General features: G+C 60.7%; 15 protein-coding genes, 1 tRNA gene and 1 pseudogene. 11 read left to right on the top strand and 6 right to left on the bottom strand.

Annotated elements, in window-relative coordinates:
- Nucleotides 1-82: 82 nt before the first annotated feature.
- Nucleotides 83-526 (bottom strand): Fur family transcriptional regulator, encoded by a 444-nt coding sequence (locus tag LZA78_RS06515; RefSeq protein WP_233676130.1) that lies wholly within the window; start codon nucleotides 524-526, stop codon nucleotides 83-85.
- A gap of 122 nt (nucleotides 527-648) precedes the next feature.
- On the opposite strand from LZA78_RS06515, the gene LZA78_RS06510 reads away from it, so the two are divergent.
- Genes LZA78_RS06510 through LZA78_RS06495 form a run of 4 tightly spaced genes read left to right on the top strand, consistent with a single transcriptional unit; the run spans nucleotide 649 to nucleotide 4,080 of the window.
- Nucleotides 649-1,545, top strand: coding sequence for a metal ABC transporter substrate-binding protein (locus LZA78_RS06510; RefSeq protein WP_233676365.1), 897 nt, complete (start codon nucleotides 649-651; stop codon nucleotides 1,543-1,545).
- Complete coding sequence (locus LZA78_RS06505) at nucleotides 1,542-2,399, top strand: manganese/iron ABC transporter ATP-binding protein (RefSeq protein WP_233676129.1); 858 nt, start codon at nucleotides 1,542-1,544, stop codon at nucleotides 2,397-2,399. Before LZA78_RS06510 ends, LZA78_RS06505 begins: the two co-directional genes overlap by 4 nt.
- Nucleotides 2,396-3,253, top strand: coding sequence for a metal ABC transporter permease (locus tag LZA78_RS06500; protein WP_233676128.1), 858 nt, complete (start codon nucleotides 2,396-2,398; stop codon nucleotides 3,251-3,253). The genes LZA78_RS06505 and LZA78_RS06500 overlap by 4 nt, the downstream gene beginning before the upstream one ends.
- Entirely contained in the window at nucleotides 3,250-4,080 is an 831-nt protein-coding gene (locus LZA78_RS06495; protein WP_233676127.1) for a metal ABC transporter permease, read from the top strand. Before LZA78_RS06500 ends, LZA78_RS06495 begins: the two co-directional genes overlap by 4 nt.
- A gap of 118 nt (nucleotides 4,081-4,198) precedes the next feature.
- Here the strand turns inward: LZA78_RS06495 and LZA78_RS06490 are convergent, their stop codons facing one another.
- A complete protein-coding gene (locus LZA78_RS06490) occupies nucleotides 4,199-5,866 on the bottom strand; it encodes an amidohydrolase (protein ID WP_233676126.1) in 1,668 nt (555 codons plus the stop codon).
- Between the two features lie 80 nt (nucleotides 5,867-5,946).
- Nucleotides 5,947-6,300: a cupin domain-containing protein gene (locus tag LZA78_RS06485; protein ID WP_233676125.1), complete on the bottom strand. Its 354-nt coding sequence runs from the start codon at nucleotides 6,298-6,300 to the stop codon at nucleotides 5,947-5,949.
- Between the two features lie 161 nt (nucleotides 6,301-6,461).
- On the opposite strand from LZA78_RS06485, the gene LZA78_RS06480 reads away from it, so the two are divergent.
- Nucleotides 6,462-7,058, top strand: coding sequence for a GNAT family N-acetyltransferase (locus tag LZA78_RS06480; RefSeq protein WP_233676124.1), 597 nt, complete (start codon nucleotides 6,462-6,464; stop codon nucleotides 7,056-7,058).
- A 484-nt stretch (nucleotides 7,059-7,542) separates the two neighbouring features.
- Nucleotides 7,543-8,253, top strand: coding sequence for an HAD-IA family hydrolase (locus LZA78_RS06475; RefSeq protein WP_233676123.1), 711 nt, complete (start codon nucleotides 7,543-7,545; stop codon nucleotides 8,251-8,253).
- 253 nt (nucleotides 8,254-8,506) lie between these two features.
- Here LZA78_RS06475 and LZA78_RS06470 read toward each other — a convergent pair whose 3' ends face one another.
- Nucleotides 8,507-8,926, bottom strand: coding sequence for a hypothetical protein (locus LZA78_RS06470; protein ID WP_233676122.1), 420 nt, complete (start codon nucleotides 8,924-8,926; stop codon nucleotides 8,507-8,509).
- A 358-nt stretch (nucleotides 8,927-9,284) separates the two neighbouring features.
- A pseudogene (locus tag LZA78_RS06465) lies at nucleotides 9,285-9,751 on the bottom strand (DDE-type integrase/transposase/recombinase); the annotation flags it as partial.
- 631 nt (nucleotides 9,752-10,382) lie between these two features.
- Between LZA78_RS06465 and LZA78_RS06460 the strand changes: the two are divergent.
- The 5 genes from LZA78_RS06460 to LZA78_RS06440 all read left to right on the top strand — a co-directional run bounded on the left by LZA78_RS06460 (nucleotide 10,383) and on the right by LZA78_RS06440 (nucleotide 17,619).
- Nucleotides 10,383-12,557 (top strand): efflux RND transporter periplasmic adaptor subunit, encoded by a 2,175-nt coding sequence (locus tag LZA78_RS06460; RefSeq protein WP_306798963.1) that lies wholly within the window; start codon nucleotides 10,383-10,385, stop codon nucleotides 12,555-12,557.
- Complete coding sequence (locus LZA78_RS06455; RefSeq protein ID WP_233676120.1) at nucleotides 12,554-15,745, top strand: efflux RND transporter permease subunit; 3,192 nt, start codon at nucleotides 12,554-12,556, stop codon at nucleotides 15,743-15,745. The genes LZA78_RS06460 and LZA78_RS06455 overlap by 4 nt, the downstream gene beginning before the upstream one ends.
- Nucleotides 15,746-15,780: 35 nt before the next feature.
- Nucleotides 15,781-16,125, top strand: a complete 345-nt coding sequence (locus LZA78_RS06450) for a copper-binding protein (protein WP_233676119.1) — start codon at nucleotides 15,781-15,783, stop codon at nucleotides 16,123-16,125.
- A gap of 222 nt (nucleotides 16,126-16,347) precedes the next feature.
- Complete coding sequence (locus LZA78_RS06445; protein ID WP_233676118.1) at nucleotides 16,348-16,734, top strand: copper resistance CopC family protein; 387 nt, start codon at nucleotides 16,348-16,350, stop codon at nucleotides 16,732-16,734.
- Between the two features lie 6 nt (nucleotides 16,735-16,740).
- On the top strand, nucleotides 16,741-17,619 hold the full coding sequence (locus tag LZA78_RS06440; RefSeq protein WP_233676117.1) for a CopD family protein: 879 nt from the start codon (nucleotides 16,741-16,743) through the stop codon (nucleotides 17,617-17,619).
- Nucleotides 17,620-18,003: 384 nt separating this feature from the next.
- Here the strand turns inward: LZA78_RS06440 and LZA78_RS06435 are convergent.
- Nucleotides 18,004-18,080: transfer RNA gene (locus LZA78_RS06435), tRNA-Met, on the bottom strand.
- Nucleotides 18,081-18,130 lie beyond the last annotated feature (50 nt).

Raw genomic sequence — 18,130 nt, 5'->3', positions numbered from 1 at the left:
CAGGCCCAGCGCCCTAACATTGAGGACGTACTCCGTTGCCGCTGGACGCCCGCGAAACGGACCTTCCTTCACAAAGCGACATTCACTCCGCAGTTCGCGTGCTGCTTTTCCTGCGCACGTAAAGTTCAAGCCGATGGTGCACGATCTCATAACCCATCGCTTCCGCGATCTCGGCCTGAAGGCGCTCGATCCGGTCGTTGGCGAATTCCACCACCTCGCCGGTATCCACGTCGATCATATGGTCATGGTGCGTCGTCTCGGTGTGCTCGAACCGGGCAGGCGTGCCCGCGAACTGATGGCGCAGGATAACACCTTGGGACTCCAGCTCTGTCAGTGTTCGATAAACGGTCGAGAGCGAGATGCCGGGCACGACGCCTTCCGCACGACGTTGTAACTCGATCGCTTCGGGGTGGTCCTCGGCCTCAGCCAGAACCGACAGCAGAGCGGCCCTTTGACGCGTAATGCGCACCCCTGCGTCACGCAGTGCGCTGGTGAGTTTCTCGGTTCGGCGGTCGATTTCGTTCATGGTTTTTTTTCGCGCATTTCATGGGAAGCATGCAAGTGCCAGATGCAAATGATTTGCATTCTCCTTGACAGTTGCAAATCATTCCGAGATGCATTTAGGGCGAACAGGAATAGGAGATGGCGATGACCGGCAGAACGGCAGTTCTGGGATTGATTGCGAGTCTGGCACTATCGGCAGTTGCCGGACCTGCCTGCGCCGAAGGCAAGCTCAAGGTCGTCACGACCTTCACGGTCATTGCGGATATGGCGCAGAATGTGGCGGGCGACGCGGCCGAGGTCGTTTCGATCACGAGGCCCGGCGCCGAGATTCACGATTATTCGCCCACTCCGCGCGACCTGGTGAAGGCGCAGGACGCAGACCTGATCCTTTGGAACGGGCTGTTTCTTGAACGCTGGTTCGAGCAGTTCTTCTCGAACCTGCGTGACGTTCCCGACGCGACAATTTCCGATGGCGTGGTGCCGATCGCGATCTCTGGCGGGGATTATGCCGGCAAGCCCAACCCGCATGCCTGGATGGCGCTGGATTCCGCCGAGATCTATGTCGACAATATTCGTGACGCCCTGAGCAAGGCGGATCCGTCCAATGCCGAGACTTATGCGGCGAATGCCGAAGCCTACAAGCGACAGATCGCAGAGGTCATAGGGCCACTGCGCGCGACCGCGCGCGCGCTGCCCCCGGAGCGTCGCTGGCTCGTGACATCCGAGGGCGCGTTTTCATACCTCGCCCGCGATTTCGATCTGCAGGAAGTGTACCTCTGGCCGATCAACGCCGATGCGCAGGGGACGCCGCAGCAGGTGCGCGCGGTGATCGATACAGTGCGCGCACATAATATCCCCGTGGTTTTTTCTGAAAGCACGGTTTCAGACAAACCGGCGCGCCAAGTTGCGCGTGAGACCGGTGCGGAATATGGCGGCGTACTCTACGTCGACAGTATTTCGGAACCCGACGGCCCGGTGCCGACCTATCTGGACCTGTTGCGGGTCACATCCGAAACGATCGTGGGTGGGTTGCAGGAATGACTGACGTCGGCATCCGCGCCCAAGGCCTGACAGTCACCTACCGCAATGGCCACACCGCGCTGCGCGACACCAGCTTTACGATTCCGCGCGGAACGATCACGGCCCTGGTCGGAGTGAATGGAGCCGGCAAGTCGACTCTGTTCAAGGCTCTCATGGGGTTCGTCCCGGTCTCGACGGGCAAGATCGAAATCCTTGGCGAACCGGTCCGTACGATGATGAAGCGCCAGGCCATTGCCTATGTCCCGCAGGCCGAAGAGGTCGACTGGACTTTCCCCGTGCTGGTCGAGGACGTGGTGATGATGGGGCGTTACGGTCATATGGGCTTTCTGCGCAGGCCACGGCCTGCCGATCACGAAGCCGTCGCCGCAGCGCTCGCACGGGTGGACATAAGCGAATTGCGCCGCCGCCAGATTGGCGAGCTGTCCGGAGGGCAGAAAAAGCGCGTCTTCCTCGCGCGGGCACTTGCGCAGGATGCTCAGGTCATCCTGCTGGACGAGCCCTTCACGGGTGTAGACGTGACGACCGAAGAACAGATCATCGCCCTCTTGCGTGACCTGCGCGAGGAAGGGCGGGTCATGCTGGTCGCCACGCACAACCTCGGATCAGTTCCCGAGTTTTGTGACCATGTTGTCCTGGTGAAGGGAACCGTGCTGGCCCACGGACGCACGGCGGAGGTATTTACCCCCGAGAACCTGAAGGAAGCCTTCGGTGGCGTTTTGCGGCACTTCCTGCTGGAGGGACAGCGGCTGCACGAGGATGAGGACCCACGCAAGCTCAACATCTTCACAGACGATGAACGGCCACTGGTTATCTACGATGATCGCGCCCGAACGGTTAAGGGGCACTCTACATGACTTGGTTGGAGCCATTTCAGTATGGCTACATGACAACCGCTATCTGGGTCTCGGCACTGGTTGGGGCTGTCTGCGCCTTTCTGTCGGCGTATTTGATGCTCAAGGGCTGGTCGCTGATCGGTGACGCCCTTTCCCATTCGGTGGTCCCCGGCGTGGTGGGGGCCTACATGCTCGGACTGCCCTTCGCGCTCGGTGCCTTCCTGTCCGGGGGACTCGCTGCGCTGTCGATGCTATTTTTGCGCCAAAGGTCCGGCCTGAAAGAGGATGTGGTCATCGGCCTGATCTTCACCGCGTTCTTCGGCCTCGGACTCTTCATGGCGTCCCTGAACCCGATGGCCGTGTCGATCCAGACGATCATCATGGGGAATATCCTTGCGATCACACCCGGCGACACGCTGCAGCTTGCGATCATTGGGGGCGTGTCACTGGTCGTATTGCTTGCGAAATGGCGCGATCTTCTGGCGGTGTTCTTCGACGAGGCCCATGCCCGGTCGATCGGGCTGAACGTCACCGCGCTGAAGCTGGTGTTCTTCACGCTGCTGTCGGCAGTCACCGTTGCGGCGATGCAGACGGTCGGCGCATTCCTGGTCATAGCGCTTGTCGTTACCCCTGGGGCTACCGCCTATCTGCTGACTGACCGCTTCCTGTCGCTGCTGATACTGTCGGTGGCGATCGGATCGATCACCTCGGCGTTCGGAGCCTATGTCAGCTATTTCCTTGATGGAGCGACGGGCGGCGTCATCGTCTGCTTGCAGACCGCCCTCTTTGCCATCGCGCTGGTCCTGGCGCCCAAACACGGGCTTTTGGCGGCGCGAGCACGGGCGAAAGCCGCCTTGAGGAGGCCAGCTCAATGAGCGATCTGCTCCTGCCATTTCAGTTTCCCTTCATGCAGAACGCGCTGCTGGTCGTGGTGCTGATCGCTCCCGCGGCGGCGATGCTGAGTGCCTTCCTCGTGCTGAAGGGGTGGTCGCTGATGGGGGATGCCATGAGCCACGCGGTTCTGCCCGGTGTCGTGCTGGCCTATATCGCGGGGATACCCTTGATAATCGGGGCGTTTCTGGCAGGGCTTTTCTGTGCCCTCATCACGGGATTTATCAAGGACCACTCTCGGATCAAGCAGGACACCGTGATGGGAATTGTATTCTCGGGGATGTTCGGCGCAGGCATCGTGATCTACACGCAGATCGAGTCATCGATCCACCTTGACCACATTCTGTTCGGCAACATGCTCGGAGTGGACGCGGGTGAACTCTGGGCTGCCGGGTTGATCTCTGGCGGGGTGACCCTGATCCTCGCGATCAAGTGGCGTGATTTTCTGGCCCATAGCTTTGACCCGGTGCAGGCGCAGATGATCGGGCTGCCGGTCGGCTGGATACATTACGGCCTGCTCGCGATCCTTTCCGCAACGATCGTGTCGATGCTGTCGTCGGTGGGCATCATCCTGTCGATTGCCTACCTGATTGCTCCGGGCGCCGTTGCCTTCCTGCTGACACGGCGTTTCGCCTCCATGCTTGTGGCCTCTGTGGTTGTAGCCGTATTTGCAGGCATCACCGGGACCTATGCGTCCTTCTGGCTAGACGCGGCACCTGCGCCGACGATCGTGTTGATCCTGACGGCGCTGTTCCTGGTCGCGCTTGCATTGCGTAACTTGCGCCCGCGTCGCGACAGGGCGTTCGAATGATGTGCAAGAGCGGATCCTGTTAACGCGCGGCAAGGGGATCCAAACCGCAACGAGCTCTAGACGGCCCAGCAGAACTGCGCCCTCGTTTATGTGGCTCAACCGACAGCGATCAGTTTGGTCAGGCGGAAAATCCAGCACCATGGATGATGCGGCCACCGCAAATCGTCAGGATCACTCCCAGATCGGAAATCTTGTCTGGGGCCGTGGCTTCTATGTCCCCGCCCAGCATTACGAGGTCTGCGGCAAGTCCTGGACGCAGGCTTCCCGTCACGTGGTCGCGATGTGCCGCCCAGGCTGCGCCCGAGGTATAGGCGCGCAACGTCTCCATCTGGGACAGCCGTTCGTCGCGGGCGCCATCGTAGGGCGCGCGTGTCAGTGCCGCCGTAATGCCGCGCAGCACCGAAACGTCTGCCACTGGCCAATCACTTGAGAAAGCGACGGGGGCACCCGCCTCGGCGAGGCTGCGCCACTGGTAGGCATCCACCCAACGCTCCTCCCGGATCAGCGACAGCGTCGGTTGCAGCGGGAAATCCATCGCTCCGGGCGCATGGGGCGGTTGCAGGCTGCCAGTGATACCAAGCGCGCCCATCCGCGGGACATCGGCTGGGTCGATCAGCTCTATATGCTCGATACGGTGCCGGCTATCGCGGGGGCCGTTGGCTGCGCGGGCGGCCTGATAACCGTCAATCACCGTTCGAACCGCACCGTCTCCGATGGCATGAACTGCAATCTGCAAGCCGCGCCGGTCGATCTCGGTGGCGATTTCCTTGAAAAGCTCGGGCGCGAAAAGCGGCTCTGACCGGTGGCCTGGCTGGCTGGGATAGTCCTGGAGCATGTAAGCGGTGCTGCTGTCGATCACACCGTCCATGAACATCTTGACGAAGCCGGAACTGATCCAGTCATCGTCGAAGTCCGAGGCCATCGCCGAGGCGCGATCAAGCGCGCTCAGCTCCATGTGCGGTTTGAAATGGAAGGGCACCTTGACCCGTAGTGCCAACGTACCCTCGGCTTGCATCTCAGACAGCAGTTCTAGCGTGTAGCGGTTGCCGTCCATGTTGACGAGGCTGGTCACGCCATGCGCCGCGCAATGCTCCATCCCTTTCAGCAGCAGCGCCTTGTCGGCGGCGCGCTCGGTCTCCGTGGGCCAGGGATCGGGCTCTTCGCCCGTGGCGATGCCAAGGTTGATGCGCCCCTCACCCGAATAGGCGATCAACGGACCGAAGGCCTCGAACTCGCGCAATTCGCCAGTGGCAAGGCCGTCTTCCCCCATCACGACCTCGTGGCCATGCGGCATCTCGGCGCCATGCAGCAGCCCGGCGGCCTCGAGCGCGGCGGTGTTGGCCCAGACCGTGTGCAGATCGGGCGCCATCATCGCGATGGGACGATCCGCGATCATCGCGTCGAGGTCGTGGCGCGTGGTGGGTTTGTCGAGGATACCGTAATGCGCCTCCTGCGCCATAAGCAGCGGCGCGTCGGGGTTCTCAGCGGCAAAGTCGCGGAAAGCGGTGGCGACCGCCTCGGCGCCGTGCAGATGGCCGATGTGAAGATGCGTGAGGTCTGCACCGCCAAGCCCCAGATGCACATGCCCCTCGAAAAAACCGGGCAACACCGTTTGCCCACCCGCATCGATGATCCGGGTTCTGGGCCCCGCCAGCGCCGCGATCTCTGCCGCACCACCCACAGCGAGGATGCGCTCACCCGCAACTGCAACCGCCTCGGCGCGGGGGCGGTCCGGGTCCATGGTCAGGACGCGAGCATGGGTCAGGATCAGATCGGCGGTGGTCATGTGGGGCATATCCCGAGAATTCCGGCTGCCGTCCTGCCCCCGTCATGGGCGCGAAAGGATCACCGGAACAGCGGCATCACTTACTTCAACTTGATGGCGAAGTGCTTGCGCACCGGCTCCTCAATAGTCCAGGTACCCCTGAAAGACGGCTCGACCACGAAGGCGTCGCCAGGCATCAGTGTCACCGGTTCACCGCCGTCGGGGGTGATGGTGATGCGGCCCTCGATCAGGTGAACGAACTCGTAGAACTGGTAGCTCGCGCGCCAGGTGCCGGTCGTGGCCTCCCAAGTGCCCGAGATCATGCTGCCGTCGAGCGAGCTATGCTGCACCCAGTAGCGCATTGTCGGGTTGCCCTCGATCTTCGTCCAGCCGTCCAGATCGGCGGTGATGGGCTCCGGGCCGGGTGCGGGGAAGCGGAAAACCGTATCGCTCATTTCTATCCTCGTGAGGCGCCTCGTTGGTCAAAGCATTTGGTAGGCGGCGCCTGCGCGTAGCGCAAGCCAGATGATATGATCGATTGCATGATAGCCGAGGGGACTGGCCAGTGGACGCCAAATCGGTCAAATACCGGAACAGGCAGGGACGAGGAATGACTATGGAAATCCGCAAGGCGACGGCATCGGATGCCCCCCATCTGGTGCGCTTCATCAACATGGCGGCCGATGACCTGCCGCTGCATTTCTGGCGAAAGACAGTCGGCCCTGAGGGCGACCCTTGGGCGCTCGGACAGGAACGCGCGGCGCGCGATAGCGGGAACTTCTCCTACAGCAACGCCTGGCTGGCCGAAGTCGATGGCGCAGTCGGCGCCTGCCTGCTCGGATATGCCGCCGAGGACGAACCCGGGCCGATCGCCCCGGACACGCCGCCGATTTTCGTGCCACTGCTGGAACTGGAGGCTCTCGCACCGGGGTCATGGTATCTGAACGTTCTGGCCACCTACGAGGCCTTTCGCGGCAAGGGTTTGGGCAGCGCCCTGTTGGCCCACGCTGAAGAAATCGCCGCTGCCGCCGGTCACGACACCATTAGCCTGATCGCCGAGGATACGCATAAAGATGCGCTCCGCCTCTATTCGGCAAAGGGTTACCGACCGGTTGCCCGCCGTCCAGTTGTCAAAGGCGACTGGGATGTCGATGCCAGCGAATGGATCTTGTTCACGAAGCCTGTCGGCGACGCGGGAGCGCATCCGGAGTGATCCGGGTCAGTTAACCAACTGACGTGATTCCAAATCGCGCCCCGGCCAAGCCGCCACGTGCAAACGGGAAAAGCTGATCATTTCCCCCAAAATGAGTTGTATCGGCGGCGGCATTCACAGATCGGTTCGGCATTGCGAACTCTTCCGGCGGCTTTGCATAGGGGCCGATTTCTGCGGATTTTGGCTGGCGCGCTTCCGCACCTGCGACGGACGGTTGTCCGCTCAGGCTGCATGAAAGCCTGCGAACGCTCCAAGTGCCCCGCGCGACATGCTTGTTTTCGAAAGATGCAAACGAGTAAGTGGCCTTTTCAGTTCAGAGCGTCACGTCCCCACGCTCGATCGTCTCACATCGTGTGTCTAGCGAACGCCAGGAAACGGGCAGCCCATAGGCACAATCGGGTCGCGGCTTGCCGGAGTTTTCCTAGCTGTCGTCGCAATGACAGGATATTCTGTATGAAGCGGTCTGGAGCGGAGACAAAGTTCCATGGAGCGTGAAGTTCGAACATTGATCTTCGATATCGGCGGCACCGTCTTCGACTGGAACACCGCTATCGTCGAAGCACTCACCGAGGTGCTTCCGGAGGAACTTGCACCGCAAGTCGACAAGGCAGCATTTTCGATGACCTGTCGCGCGAAGTTCCTCGAGTTGAACACTGCCGTAATGCGAGGAACCGAACCCTGGCACACATCGGACCAAATGCTGACTCGGGTCGTTGCGGCGGCTTGGCGTGAAGCGGGTCTGGGCGAACTGCCCATGGACGCGTCAGGCACACTTGGTCGCGCTTGGCGCAACATGCCGGCTTGGTCCGGAGCAAGGGAGGCTCTCGCCTTGCTCCGGACGAAATACGTAGTAGCTCCGCTGACTATTCTCAGTTGCACCATGGCTGTCGGATCGTCGCGAAGGAACGGGATTGATTGGGACTTGATCCTGTCATGTGACGTTCTCGGCGTCTACAAACCCGATCCCCGCTGTTACATCCGTGCGGCCGAGGTCCTCGACAACTCACCGAATGAAATCATGATGGTCGCGGCCCATCCAAGCGATCTCCGCGCAGCAATCGCGAGCGGATATCGGTCAGCATACATCCTCCCGCGACTGGAAGATCCGGGCGAAGATTACTCGGGCACCGATTTTGATGAAGAGTTCGATATCGTAGCGCGTGATTTTGGCGATCTCGCAGAGCAACTCATCTGAAAAGCAAGTGTAGCCCGAAGGCGGTGGGTCTTTCGGTGTGACACGCTTCAACCAATGATAACGTCCAGCCGGTTGAGATAAAGGTAACTCAATCAGTTCGCCCGCACGCTGAACCCCCTGTTTTGAGTAAATTCAGCTGTTCACCCGAGTATTTCATGACTTCGCGTCAAGTCAGCGCCGATACCGGTGCTGCTGAGCCGTCCGCCCTACGCCGTTTGGCTGCGTATCACCACATGCTGGCAACGGGTGCTCGTCAAGGACCAAGCCAGTATGCGTGAATGAGGGTCCAAACCGACAGAAGCGTAACCGTGATAAGAAAGTAGCTTCGGTTCCACACCCAACCAACATCTATCGTTCTGATCGCGCCAAATCGGCCGATCAGCAGGTTAGTCGCAGTGAACGGCGAGGTCAAGCCAGTCATCGCCCAGCCACAGAGCAAGGCAACAGCAAGGGCGGCCGGCTCAATACCGATCTCCGCCGCCGGAGGCAGAAGTGGCGCCACGAGTGACATGGTAAGGATTGGGTTCGCTCCCATTTGTCCCATGACGGGCATGATCCAAAGAAGGCCAAGCAGAAGTAACCAAGCGGGGATCACGGCCAGATCGAGTCCGGCCCGCGACAGCGCCGGTCCAAGGATTGCCGCCCCGACGACCCCTATGTAGCCTGCGCTCATGATCAGCAGTAATGGGCAAATTCACGGCAGCGTCATTGTCCGTTGCATCTTCGCCACACCCCCAAATGCCTTCACTTGCTTCCGGAGTGCTTCCAGCTCGCCAGTTCAAATGCAAAAAGCCCCGCGAGTTTCGAGACTAAGTGATTGTCTTTATGTAGAATATTTGGTTGCGGGAGCTCGCAGCCACAGGATCCGACCGCAGCTGTCCTGTCGCTTCTGAAAACTGCCATCCGCCCCCCAAGTCAACTCAACCGCCTGACGAGGATCCCTTCAATCATATTTCCATTTTGAGGGGACTACCCAAAGGTGCAGCCGGACAAATTCGAACTAGACTCCGAATGGAAAGTGAGCCTGAACTTTATGCCACTCCAAGCTTGCGCCACTCTGCGAGAGCGGCGGCGCGGTTCAGCTTGAAGAGAGGTTTACTTTAGCGGCTGTGTTCCTGGTTGAAGTGGTTCAGAACCGATGCGTGGATGACGACGAATTTCTGTCGACTTTTAATCCGACGGAAGCGGAGCATTGCCCGCTCGCGCCGTCGGAACGGAAGGTGCCAATTTTCGGCCCGATTGTTGAGCCGACGCCCCGTCTCCTAATTGTCCTCGACGCCGAGATCCTTGAAGGCCGCACCATTCGACCGAGGCTTGTCCGTCACAAAGAGGTCAGCGCGACCATGCCTTTTCTTTGCTTTCTATAGGAATTTCAGTGCAGCTTTCTTGTCCCGCCTCATCGTAGTCGTGAAGCTTACCAGCACCTCGCCTTCGTGATCAACGGCCCGCCAAAGGTAAGATAGTGGCGTTCGCCGATGATCTTCACGAACATCTCGTCGGGTGCCTCAGATCTGGTAGGCTCAGCACGGGGACACTCAAAACCAAGGGCGAGTGTATGCGCCCGGCCCTCACAAACATTTTATTTTCTTTCGAGAATTTCTCGGGTATCCGTCCATCATGGCAGCGCGTTGGTTACGATTCCTCGCTAAGGCGACCAGACGGATGGTGGGGCTGATGCTCTTCCTGGGTTTGATTGCGCCCCAGTCGTTGATCTACGCAGGGGCCGCCGCTGTCGAGCATGATGAGCTTCGGACCCAAACGGCCCATCACTCTGGCCACTCGATGATGCCCTCAGAGCTTGCTGCCTCTGGTGTTGGCGAGTCATGCCCCGATTATGACGCCATGGCTCATTGTTCTGGCGCCCCATGCTGCTTTCATGGCGCTGAGAGCCTGACAAACACCAACCTCTACGGCGCTCCGACTGCCCAGAGCTATCTTTTCAAGAATGATAGCGCAGTCTTGTCGCGTCCTTCGATACCCCAAGACCGCCCACCACGCCTCGTCTGATCATCCACTCGAGCGGTTGATGCGATTCATGCATCGGCTCCGTTGTTTGATTGGACGCGACCTGCCGCCGATGCAGGTCCAGACAGAGGTAACTCATGCGTGGACGATATGCGGCCCTGAGTATGCTCGCGCTTGCCGCGGGCGTGGGTGGGGGCATCTCTTTGGAGCGGCTCTATTTTAACCCGGCGGAAAAGGCTGGCGGCGCGGGGCCGGAAATCCTTTACTGGGTGGCTCCGATGGACCCGAATTTCCGGCAACCAGGGCCTGGGAAGTCGCCCATGGGGATGGACCTGATCCCGGTCTACGCGGGGCAAGAACCTACGGGAGATCCCGCCGAGGTGACGCTCTCGGCCGCTGAGATCAATGCCATCGGGGTCCGGACTGCGCTAGCGCAAATGTCGGAGACTTCTCACCGGATCGAGACGGTCGGGTTCGTGGGATATGACGAACATTCGACAAGTCATGTCCACACGCGGGTTGATGGGTGGATTGAAGTCCTCAATGTGCGTGCCGTCGGCGATCAGGTTCGGAAGGGTGACGTACTGTTCGAGTTGTTCTCCCCCGAGTTTGGCATCGCGAGCTTTGACTTTCTTAGAGCGAGCGAGGCGGGCGTCGGGCTGTCGGGGGAAGCGGCGCGCAACAAATTGCGCAGCCATGGCGCAACAGAGCACCAGATCGCAGAGATCGAAAAAACCGGCGAAGTCGCGCGACGCATTCGGGTCGAGGCTCCACGGGATGGCGTCGTGATCGGCCTCGCCGCCGCCGATGGCATGTTCCTGCAACCCGGCACACAAGCCGTATCTATCGCCGACCTCAGTAGCGTTTGGCTGATCGTGGATGTTTTCGAACGCGATATCGCGCGCATCACGGATGACATGCGTGCCATCGCGCGTTTCGAGCATCTGCCTGGCCGGACGTTCGAGGGCACGATCGACTACATTTATCCCGAACTGGACCCGCAGACCCGCACATTGCCGGTTCGCCTGCGTTTCGACAACGCAGAGGGTCTTTTGCGGCCCAACATGTTTGGCACTGTCAGCCTGGTCTCCCCCGATGCGCGAATGGCGTTGACCGTTCCCTCCGAGGCGATCATCCGCACAGGCACGGCCGAGCGGGTGATCCTGAGAACCGGCGAAGGCACTTTCGTGCCCCGGCTGATCACGGCCGGTCTGCGCGACAATTTTGGCGAGGGCGGGCGTACTGAGGTGCTTCAAGGCCTTGCTCCGGGCGAAGAAGTCGTGGCCTCGGCGCAGTTTCTCATCGACAGCGAGAGCGCGCTTAGCGCCGGCCTTATGCGCATGGCACCAACCGATGAAGCCCCAGCGCAGGGCTCGGGAGAGTTGATCGCGCTGGACCGGGAGGCGCGCGTGGCGACGATACGGCACGGAGCGCTTGAGAGCCTGGACTGGCCCGCAATGACGTCGCGCTTTCCGGTCCGCGCGAATGTTGCTCTGGATCGGCTCGAGCCGGGCACCCAGGTTACCTTTCGTGCGGCCCGCGGCGCAGACGGGCTTCTTGGTCTGATGGAACTTGGGATGGATGATGGCATCGCGGCGACCGGAACCGGAACCGTGATCGCCGTAACGGCTGAGGGCAAGCTGACGCTGTCGCACGATCCGATTGCAGAACTCGGCTGGCCGGCGATGCAGATGGACATGCCCGTTGCGGGCTTTGATCCGGAATCGGTGCCGGTGAACGCGCCGATCGAATTCGACCTGAGCAAGGGCGACGACGGCCTCTTCACCATAGTTGCAGTGCGCGCGGACGGGGTTGAGCCGTCGCCCGTCATGCCGAAAACAACCGCGTCAGAACCGACAGCGGCTTCAGCGCCGGCAATTGTCGTGATGGGAACCATAGAAGCAATTGATGAAGCGACCCGAAAGGCAACCATAACCCACGGCCCGATCATCGAAATCGGTATGCCCGGGATGACGATGGAATTCGCGACGGAAGCGTCGCTCGACCTGACACTGGTGCCCATCGGTGTCGAGGCTGAACTGACCTTCGCTCGTCCGGACGGGATGACGATGATCCTCCAGGCGCTCGAGCCGTCTGCGCCCCCGCTGGAAGTCAGCGGAACAATCAACTCGATCGACCCTGATGCGGGCATGGCCAATATCACTCACGGGCCCCTGATCGAGATCGGCATGCCGGGGATGACGATGGACTTTCCCGTCCATGACAGTGTCGACACCGCATGGCTTCCGGTCGGGAGCGAGATCACGCTGCTTCTGCAGCGTAACCCGGACCTCTCGATGAGTTTGATCGGCACCCGCGAACATGAGGTTCAGCAATGATCGCGGCCATCATCCGAGCCTCTATCGCCAATCGCGTGATCATTCTGGCGCTAGCGCTCATGATGGGTATCGCGGGCATCTGGGCGATCCGCGAAACCCCGGTGGACGCGATCCCCGATCTGTCAGACGTGCAGGTGATCGTGAGGACACCCTTTGCCGGGCAGGCCCCGCAGGTGGTGGAAGATCAGGTCACCTATCCCATCGCGACCGCGATGCTGGCGGTGCCCGGTGCCAGCACTGTGCGCGGGTTTTCGTTTTTCGGTGACAGCTACGTTTATGTCGTCTTCGAGGATGGCACGGACCTTTACTGGGCGCGCACGCGAGTGTTGGAGTATCTTGGCCAGATTACGGCCAACCTGCCCGAAGGTGTGGCGCCACAGCTTGGCCCGGATGCGACCGGGGTGGGTTGGGTCTATCAATATGCGTTGATTGACCGCACAGGCGGGCATGATCTGGCACAACTGCGCACGATTCAGGACTGGTTCCTGAAATACGAATTGCAGACCGTCGACGGTGTTTCCGAAGTCGCGACCATCGGCGGCATGGTCAAGCAGTATCAGGTCGTCGTCGATCCCAACAAACTGCGGGCCTATGACGTGACCTTGGCGCAGATCCGCAATGCGATCCAAAACGCCAACCGCGAGACCGGCGGATCGGTGATCGAGATGGGCGAGGCCGAATACATGGTCCGCTCCACCGGCTATGTGGACGACCTGGATGATCTGGCGAAGGCGCCCCTGATGGTGAACCAGAGAGGTGCGGCGCTGACGCTTGGTGACGTCGCAGACATTCGGCTTGGACCCGAGATGCGGCGGGGCGTGGGCGAGCTGGATGGCGAAGGTGACGCTGTCGGCGGCGTCGTCATCCTGCGCTGGGGTGGCAATGCGCTGGCCACCATCAAGGCGGTCGAGGCGCGGATAGAGGAGCTGCGCTCGTCGCTGCCCGAGGGCGTCGAGATCGTCACAACCTACAATCGCGCCGGTGTGATCGAACGCGCGATCGAGAACCTGCAAAGCAAGCTGACCGAGGAATTCATCGTCGTCGTTTTGGTTTGTGCCGCCTTCCTGCTGCACGTTCGCTCGTCACTGGTGATCCTGTTGTCGCTACCCTTGGGCATATTCGCGGCTTTCATCATCATGAAAGTGCAGGGCGTGAACGCCAACATCATGAGCCTCGGCGGGATCGCCATCGCGATCGGCGCGATGGTGGATGCAGCGATTGTGATGATCGAGGCGATGCACAGGCGGCTTGAGAAGGAAAAGCTGACCTATGAAAACCGATGGCGCATCGTTACGGAATGCGCCATCGAAGTCGGTCCCGCCCTTTTCTTCTCTCTGGCGATCATCACCGTCAGTTTCCTTCCAGTTTTCGTTCTCGAAAGCCAGGAAGGACGTCTCTTCAAGCCGCTGGCCTTCACAAAGACTTACGCCATGGCGGCTGCAGCGATCTTGTCGATCACGTTGGTCCCGGTGCTTATGGGGTATTTCGTGCGCGGGCGGATTCTGCCGGAACACAAAAACCCCCTGAACCGGATCGTAATCTGGATCTACCGCCCCTTTCTGGATGCGGCCATCGCTTGGCCTTGGGTCACGACAGTGCTGGCGGGTGTCCTGGTGGTCTCCATGTGGTGGCCGCTGCAACGGATCGGGACCGAGTTCATGCCGGAGCTGAGCGAGGGCGACTTCCTCTATATGCCGACGCTCTATCCGGGTGTGTCCATCGGCAAGGCGCGCGAAGTCCTGCAGCAATCCGATCGACTGATCGCGACCGTACCGGAGGTTCTGACCGTCCATGGCAAGCTCGGGCGCGCTGAGACGGCCACTGATCCGGCCCCGCTGACGATGATCGAGACCACCATCCAGTTGCGACCGCAGAACGAATGGCGCGTCGGCATGACCATGGAAAAGATCCGCGACGAGCTTGATCGCGTCGTGCAAATCCCCGGCGTCACCAATGTCTGGATTCAGCCGATCAAGAACCGTATCGACATGCTGGCGACCGGGATAAAGACGCCTGTGGGCGTCAAGATCTCGGGTGCCGAACTGAGCGTAATCGAACAGATCGGCATCGAGATCGAGCGCGTCGTGGCGGGAATTGCGGGCACGGCCTCCGCCTATGCCGAGCGCCCCATCGGTGGCCGCTTTGTCGAGATCGACGTGAATCGCGATGCCGCTGCCCGCTACATGATGAGCGTGCGCGACGTGCAAGACGTGGTTCAGACAGCGATCGGTGGCATGCAGGTCTCGGAATCCGTCGAGCGGCTGGAACGCTTCCCGATCAATCTGCGCTATCCGCAGGAATGGCGTAACAGCCCCGAACGGCTGCGTGACCTGCCTGTAGTCACCCCCTCTGGCGCGCATATCCCACTGGGTGCCATGGCCGAGATCAGGGTGGTGGACGGTCCGGGCATGATCCGGTCGGAAAATGCGCGCCGTACCGGATTCGTGTTCATCGACATCGCGGGGCGTGATCTGGGCGGCTATGTCGCCGAGGCGCGGCAGCTGGTCGCGGACCAGGTGACCCTGCCGCCCGGCTATTCTGTCACCTGGTCCGGCCAGTACGAGTATATCGAGCGGATGCAGGAGCGCCTGAAGCTGGTCGCTCCAGCTACCTTGCTGATCATCACCTTGATGCTCTTCATGGCCTTCAATCGGGTTATCGAGGTGGGAATCATCCTCGCCGCCCTGCCGGTCGCACTGGCGGGGGGCGTCTGGTTCCTGTGGTATCTCGGCTTTGAAATCTCGGTCGCAGTTCTGGTCGGCTTTATCGCGCTGGCTGGCGTTGCCGTCGAGACTGCCATCGTCATGTTGCTATACCTCAATCTGGCCTGGGAAAAGCGTAAGAAGGCCGCGATCGAGCAGGCGCGCAGGTTGACCTCCGCCGATGTAGAGGATGTCGTCTTCGAAGGCGCGCTCCTGCGTGTACGGCCCAAGGTAATGACCGTGGCGACCATCTTCGCCGGGCTGATCCCGATCATGTATGGCAGCGGTACCGGGTCCGAGATCATGCAGCGGATTGCGGCGCCGATGGTCGGCGGCATGGCGACAGCAACGCTTCTGACGCTCCTCGTGATCCCCTCGATCTTCGTGATCTGGAAGCGGCTCGCCCTGAACCGGGTCAATAGCGAGCTTGAGAATAGCGCCCGGACAGCGCCGGCTGCGGATGCAGCGCATGTCCTGGCGGAATGACCCCGAAGCCTAAACCTTAACGCGAAAGGAACCTCATGAAACGCCTTACCCTTGTGCTCATCTCCACTCTTCTCGCCGCGCCCGCGGCCTTCGCACAAATGAACCATAGCAGCATGGATCATTCCAACATGCCCATGTCGGACACACAGATGCAGAGTGCTGTCCACGCCAGAGCCGTCGTTAACTCGATCGCCGACGGTAAGGCAAACGTAAGCCATGAACCGATCCCGGAAATCGGGTGGCCGGCAATGACCATGGACATCGCCATGACAGAAGACGCGCAAATGATGGGCGATGTCGTGCCTGGCGATACGGTGACCCTGATGCTGATCAAGGGCAATGACGGCATGTACGCGATCGGCGCGATGCTGCCCGAGTAACCCTGGACGCAGCAGGCGGCACCACCGCGCGCCAGCCTGCTGCCACCCACGCGACGGATGGCGGCCATGAAATACGTTTTCTGGACCGGACTGCCGGGGCCGCAATTTCAGGAGGGCACTATTGTTCTTTAGTCATATGCCCGCCCGAGAGGGGCTGACAACGGCAGACGCGGACGCCATGGTCCAATGCGCGGGACTGGCACGACGTGCCAAAGCTATCAAATGATCGAAACAAACAAGGACAATCGCATGACTTATCTCATCCGGGCAGCCCTCGGAGCCTTACTGGCGGTCGGCGCGGCATCGCAGGCAGCCCTTGCGCATGCAGAGAAGGAAGGCACACGTCCGGCCGATGGCGCGGTGTTGACGGCCCCACCCGAAACGCTCGGGATGAACTTCGATATGCCCATGAGGGTGACGCTGATCGCACTGACCGATCAAGATGGCAACGAGCACGCGCTGACGCGGCACGACGGCATGCAGCCCGTTACAGCGTTCGATGCGGTCCCTCCCGCGTTACCTTCAGGAATCTACACGGTGGAATGGCGTGGGCTGGCGGATGACGGCCACCCGATGCAGGGCAGATTTTCTTTTGAAGTGACCGACTGAGCGGCCATGCTGGAGACACTTGCATCTGCGGATGGGATCACGTGGCTGTCGATCTGCGTAAAGGCGTTGGTCTATGCGTCGACTCTGCTTGCTGCGGGTGCCGCTTTGGCGGTTCTGTTCTTGAAGCAAATTCCAGAAGCTGAACAGAGGCCCCTCAGGAAAACCGCGGGCGTGATGGCTATTGCTGCCGCAGTCTTGTCGCTCCTGCGCTTGCCGATCCGCGCCAGCTTCCTGATGGGGGGCACATGGGCAGGCGCGATGGAGCCGATGATGATGAATATGGTCATCCAGAGTCCCCTTGGCTTTGCGATTGTCCTGCGTCTAATCGGGCTCGCCCTGGTCTGCACGATCATGATTCCGACTCGATCGGGGCAGATCGCGGCGGCGTTTGGGACACTGCTCGTTGCGGCCTCCTTTGCCATGCGGGGGCATGCGCTGGAAGAACCGCGACTGGCTTTGGGACTTCTGATTACCGCGCATATTCTCGGACTGGCGTTCTGGATCGGGGCATTCATCCCCCTGCATCGTCTTTCGGCTCAGTACGTACCCAAAACTGCGGGCGCCCTTGCCGAGGAGTTCGGACGGAAGGCGCTCTGGGTCGTTGCGGGCCTGATGTTCGCAGGTCTTGTGACGCTCGCCATCCTGACGGCCGGACGGCTAACCTTGAGCGGACATGCCTACAATCAGTTTTTTGCGGTCAAACTTGCGCTCTTCTCCGGCGTGCTGGGCTTGGCGGCATGGAACAAGCTCCGGCTGACCCCGGCCCTGCTTCAGGGCGCACCGGAGGCTGGCGCACAGATGTGCTTTTCTCTCAAGCTGGAGGCCGTTCTGCTCGTGATCATCCTGCTCGCTACGGCCTCGCTTACCACCGTCAGTGCGCCGTAGCGTCTTGTCATTTTTGAACGGCTCCGGTTTTGCAAGAGATTTCTAGCGTGACTGTGATCGAAACAGGTTGCGGTCATTTTCTCGACCTTTGTGCGCGGTACGAGTGATCGTTGGCCCTGATGAAACCCGCATGCCAGCATCTCCTTGGTGATTTGAGTGAGTGCCTTGTCGTCCCCCGGCGCAAGGTCACGGCCCTCGCGCAGACCCTTTCCGATCCGGCCATCCGCACAGCAGCGCTGGAGACCATCCGGGGCCTGATCAGCTCGGTGACGATTCACGTTGATGCGGAGAAGGTAACGGTCGAACTCGAAGGCGCGATCACGGCGCTCATTGGCCTTGCACAGCCGGATGCCGTTGAGGGTCTCGATGCGTGTTCGTTTGAAGTGGTTGCGGGGGTAGGATTTGAACCTACGACCTTCAGGTTATGAGCCTGACGAGCTACCGGGCTGCTCCACCCCGCGACGGTGACGCGTTTGCGTCGGGCCCCGAGGGCATTGTTATGCGATCGGGG

The organism is Rhodobacter flavimaris, assembly GCF_021378075.1.
Classification (GTDB): Bacteria; Pseudomonadota; Alphaproteobacteria; order Rhodobacterales; family Rhodobacteraceae; genus Rhodobacter; species Rhodobacter flavimaris.
This window is presented reverse-complemented; position numbering and strand designations above follow the sequence as displayed.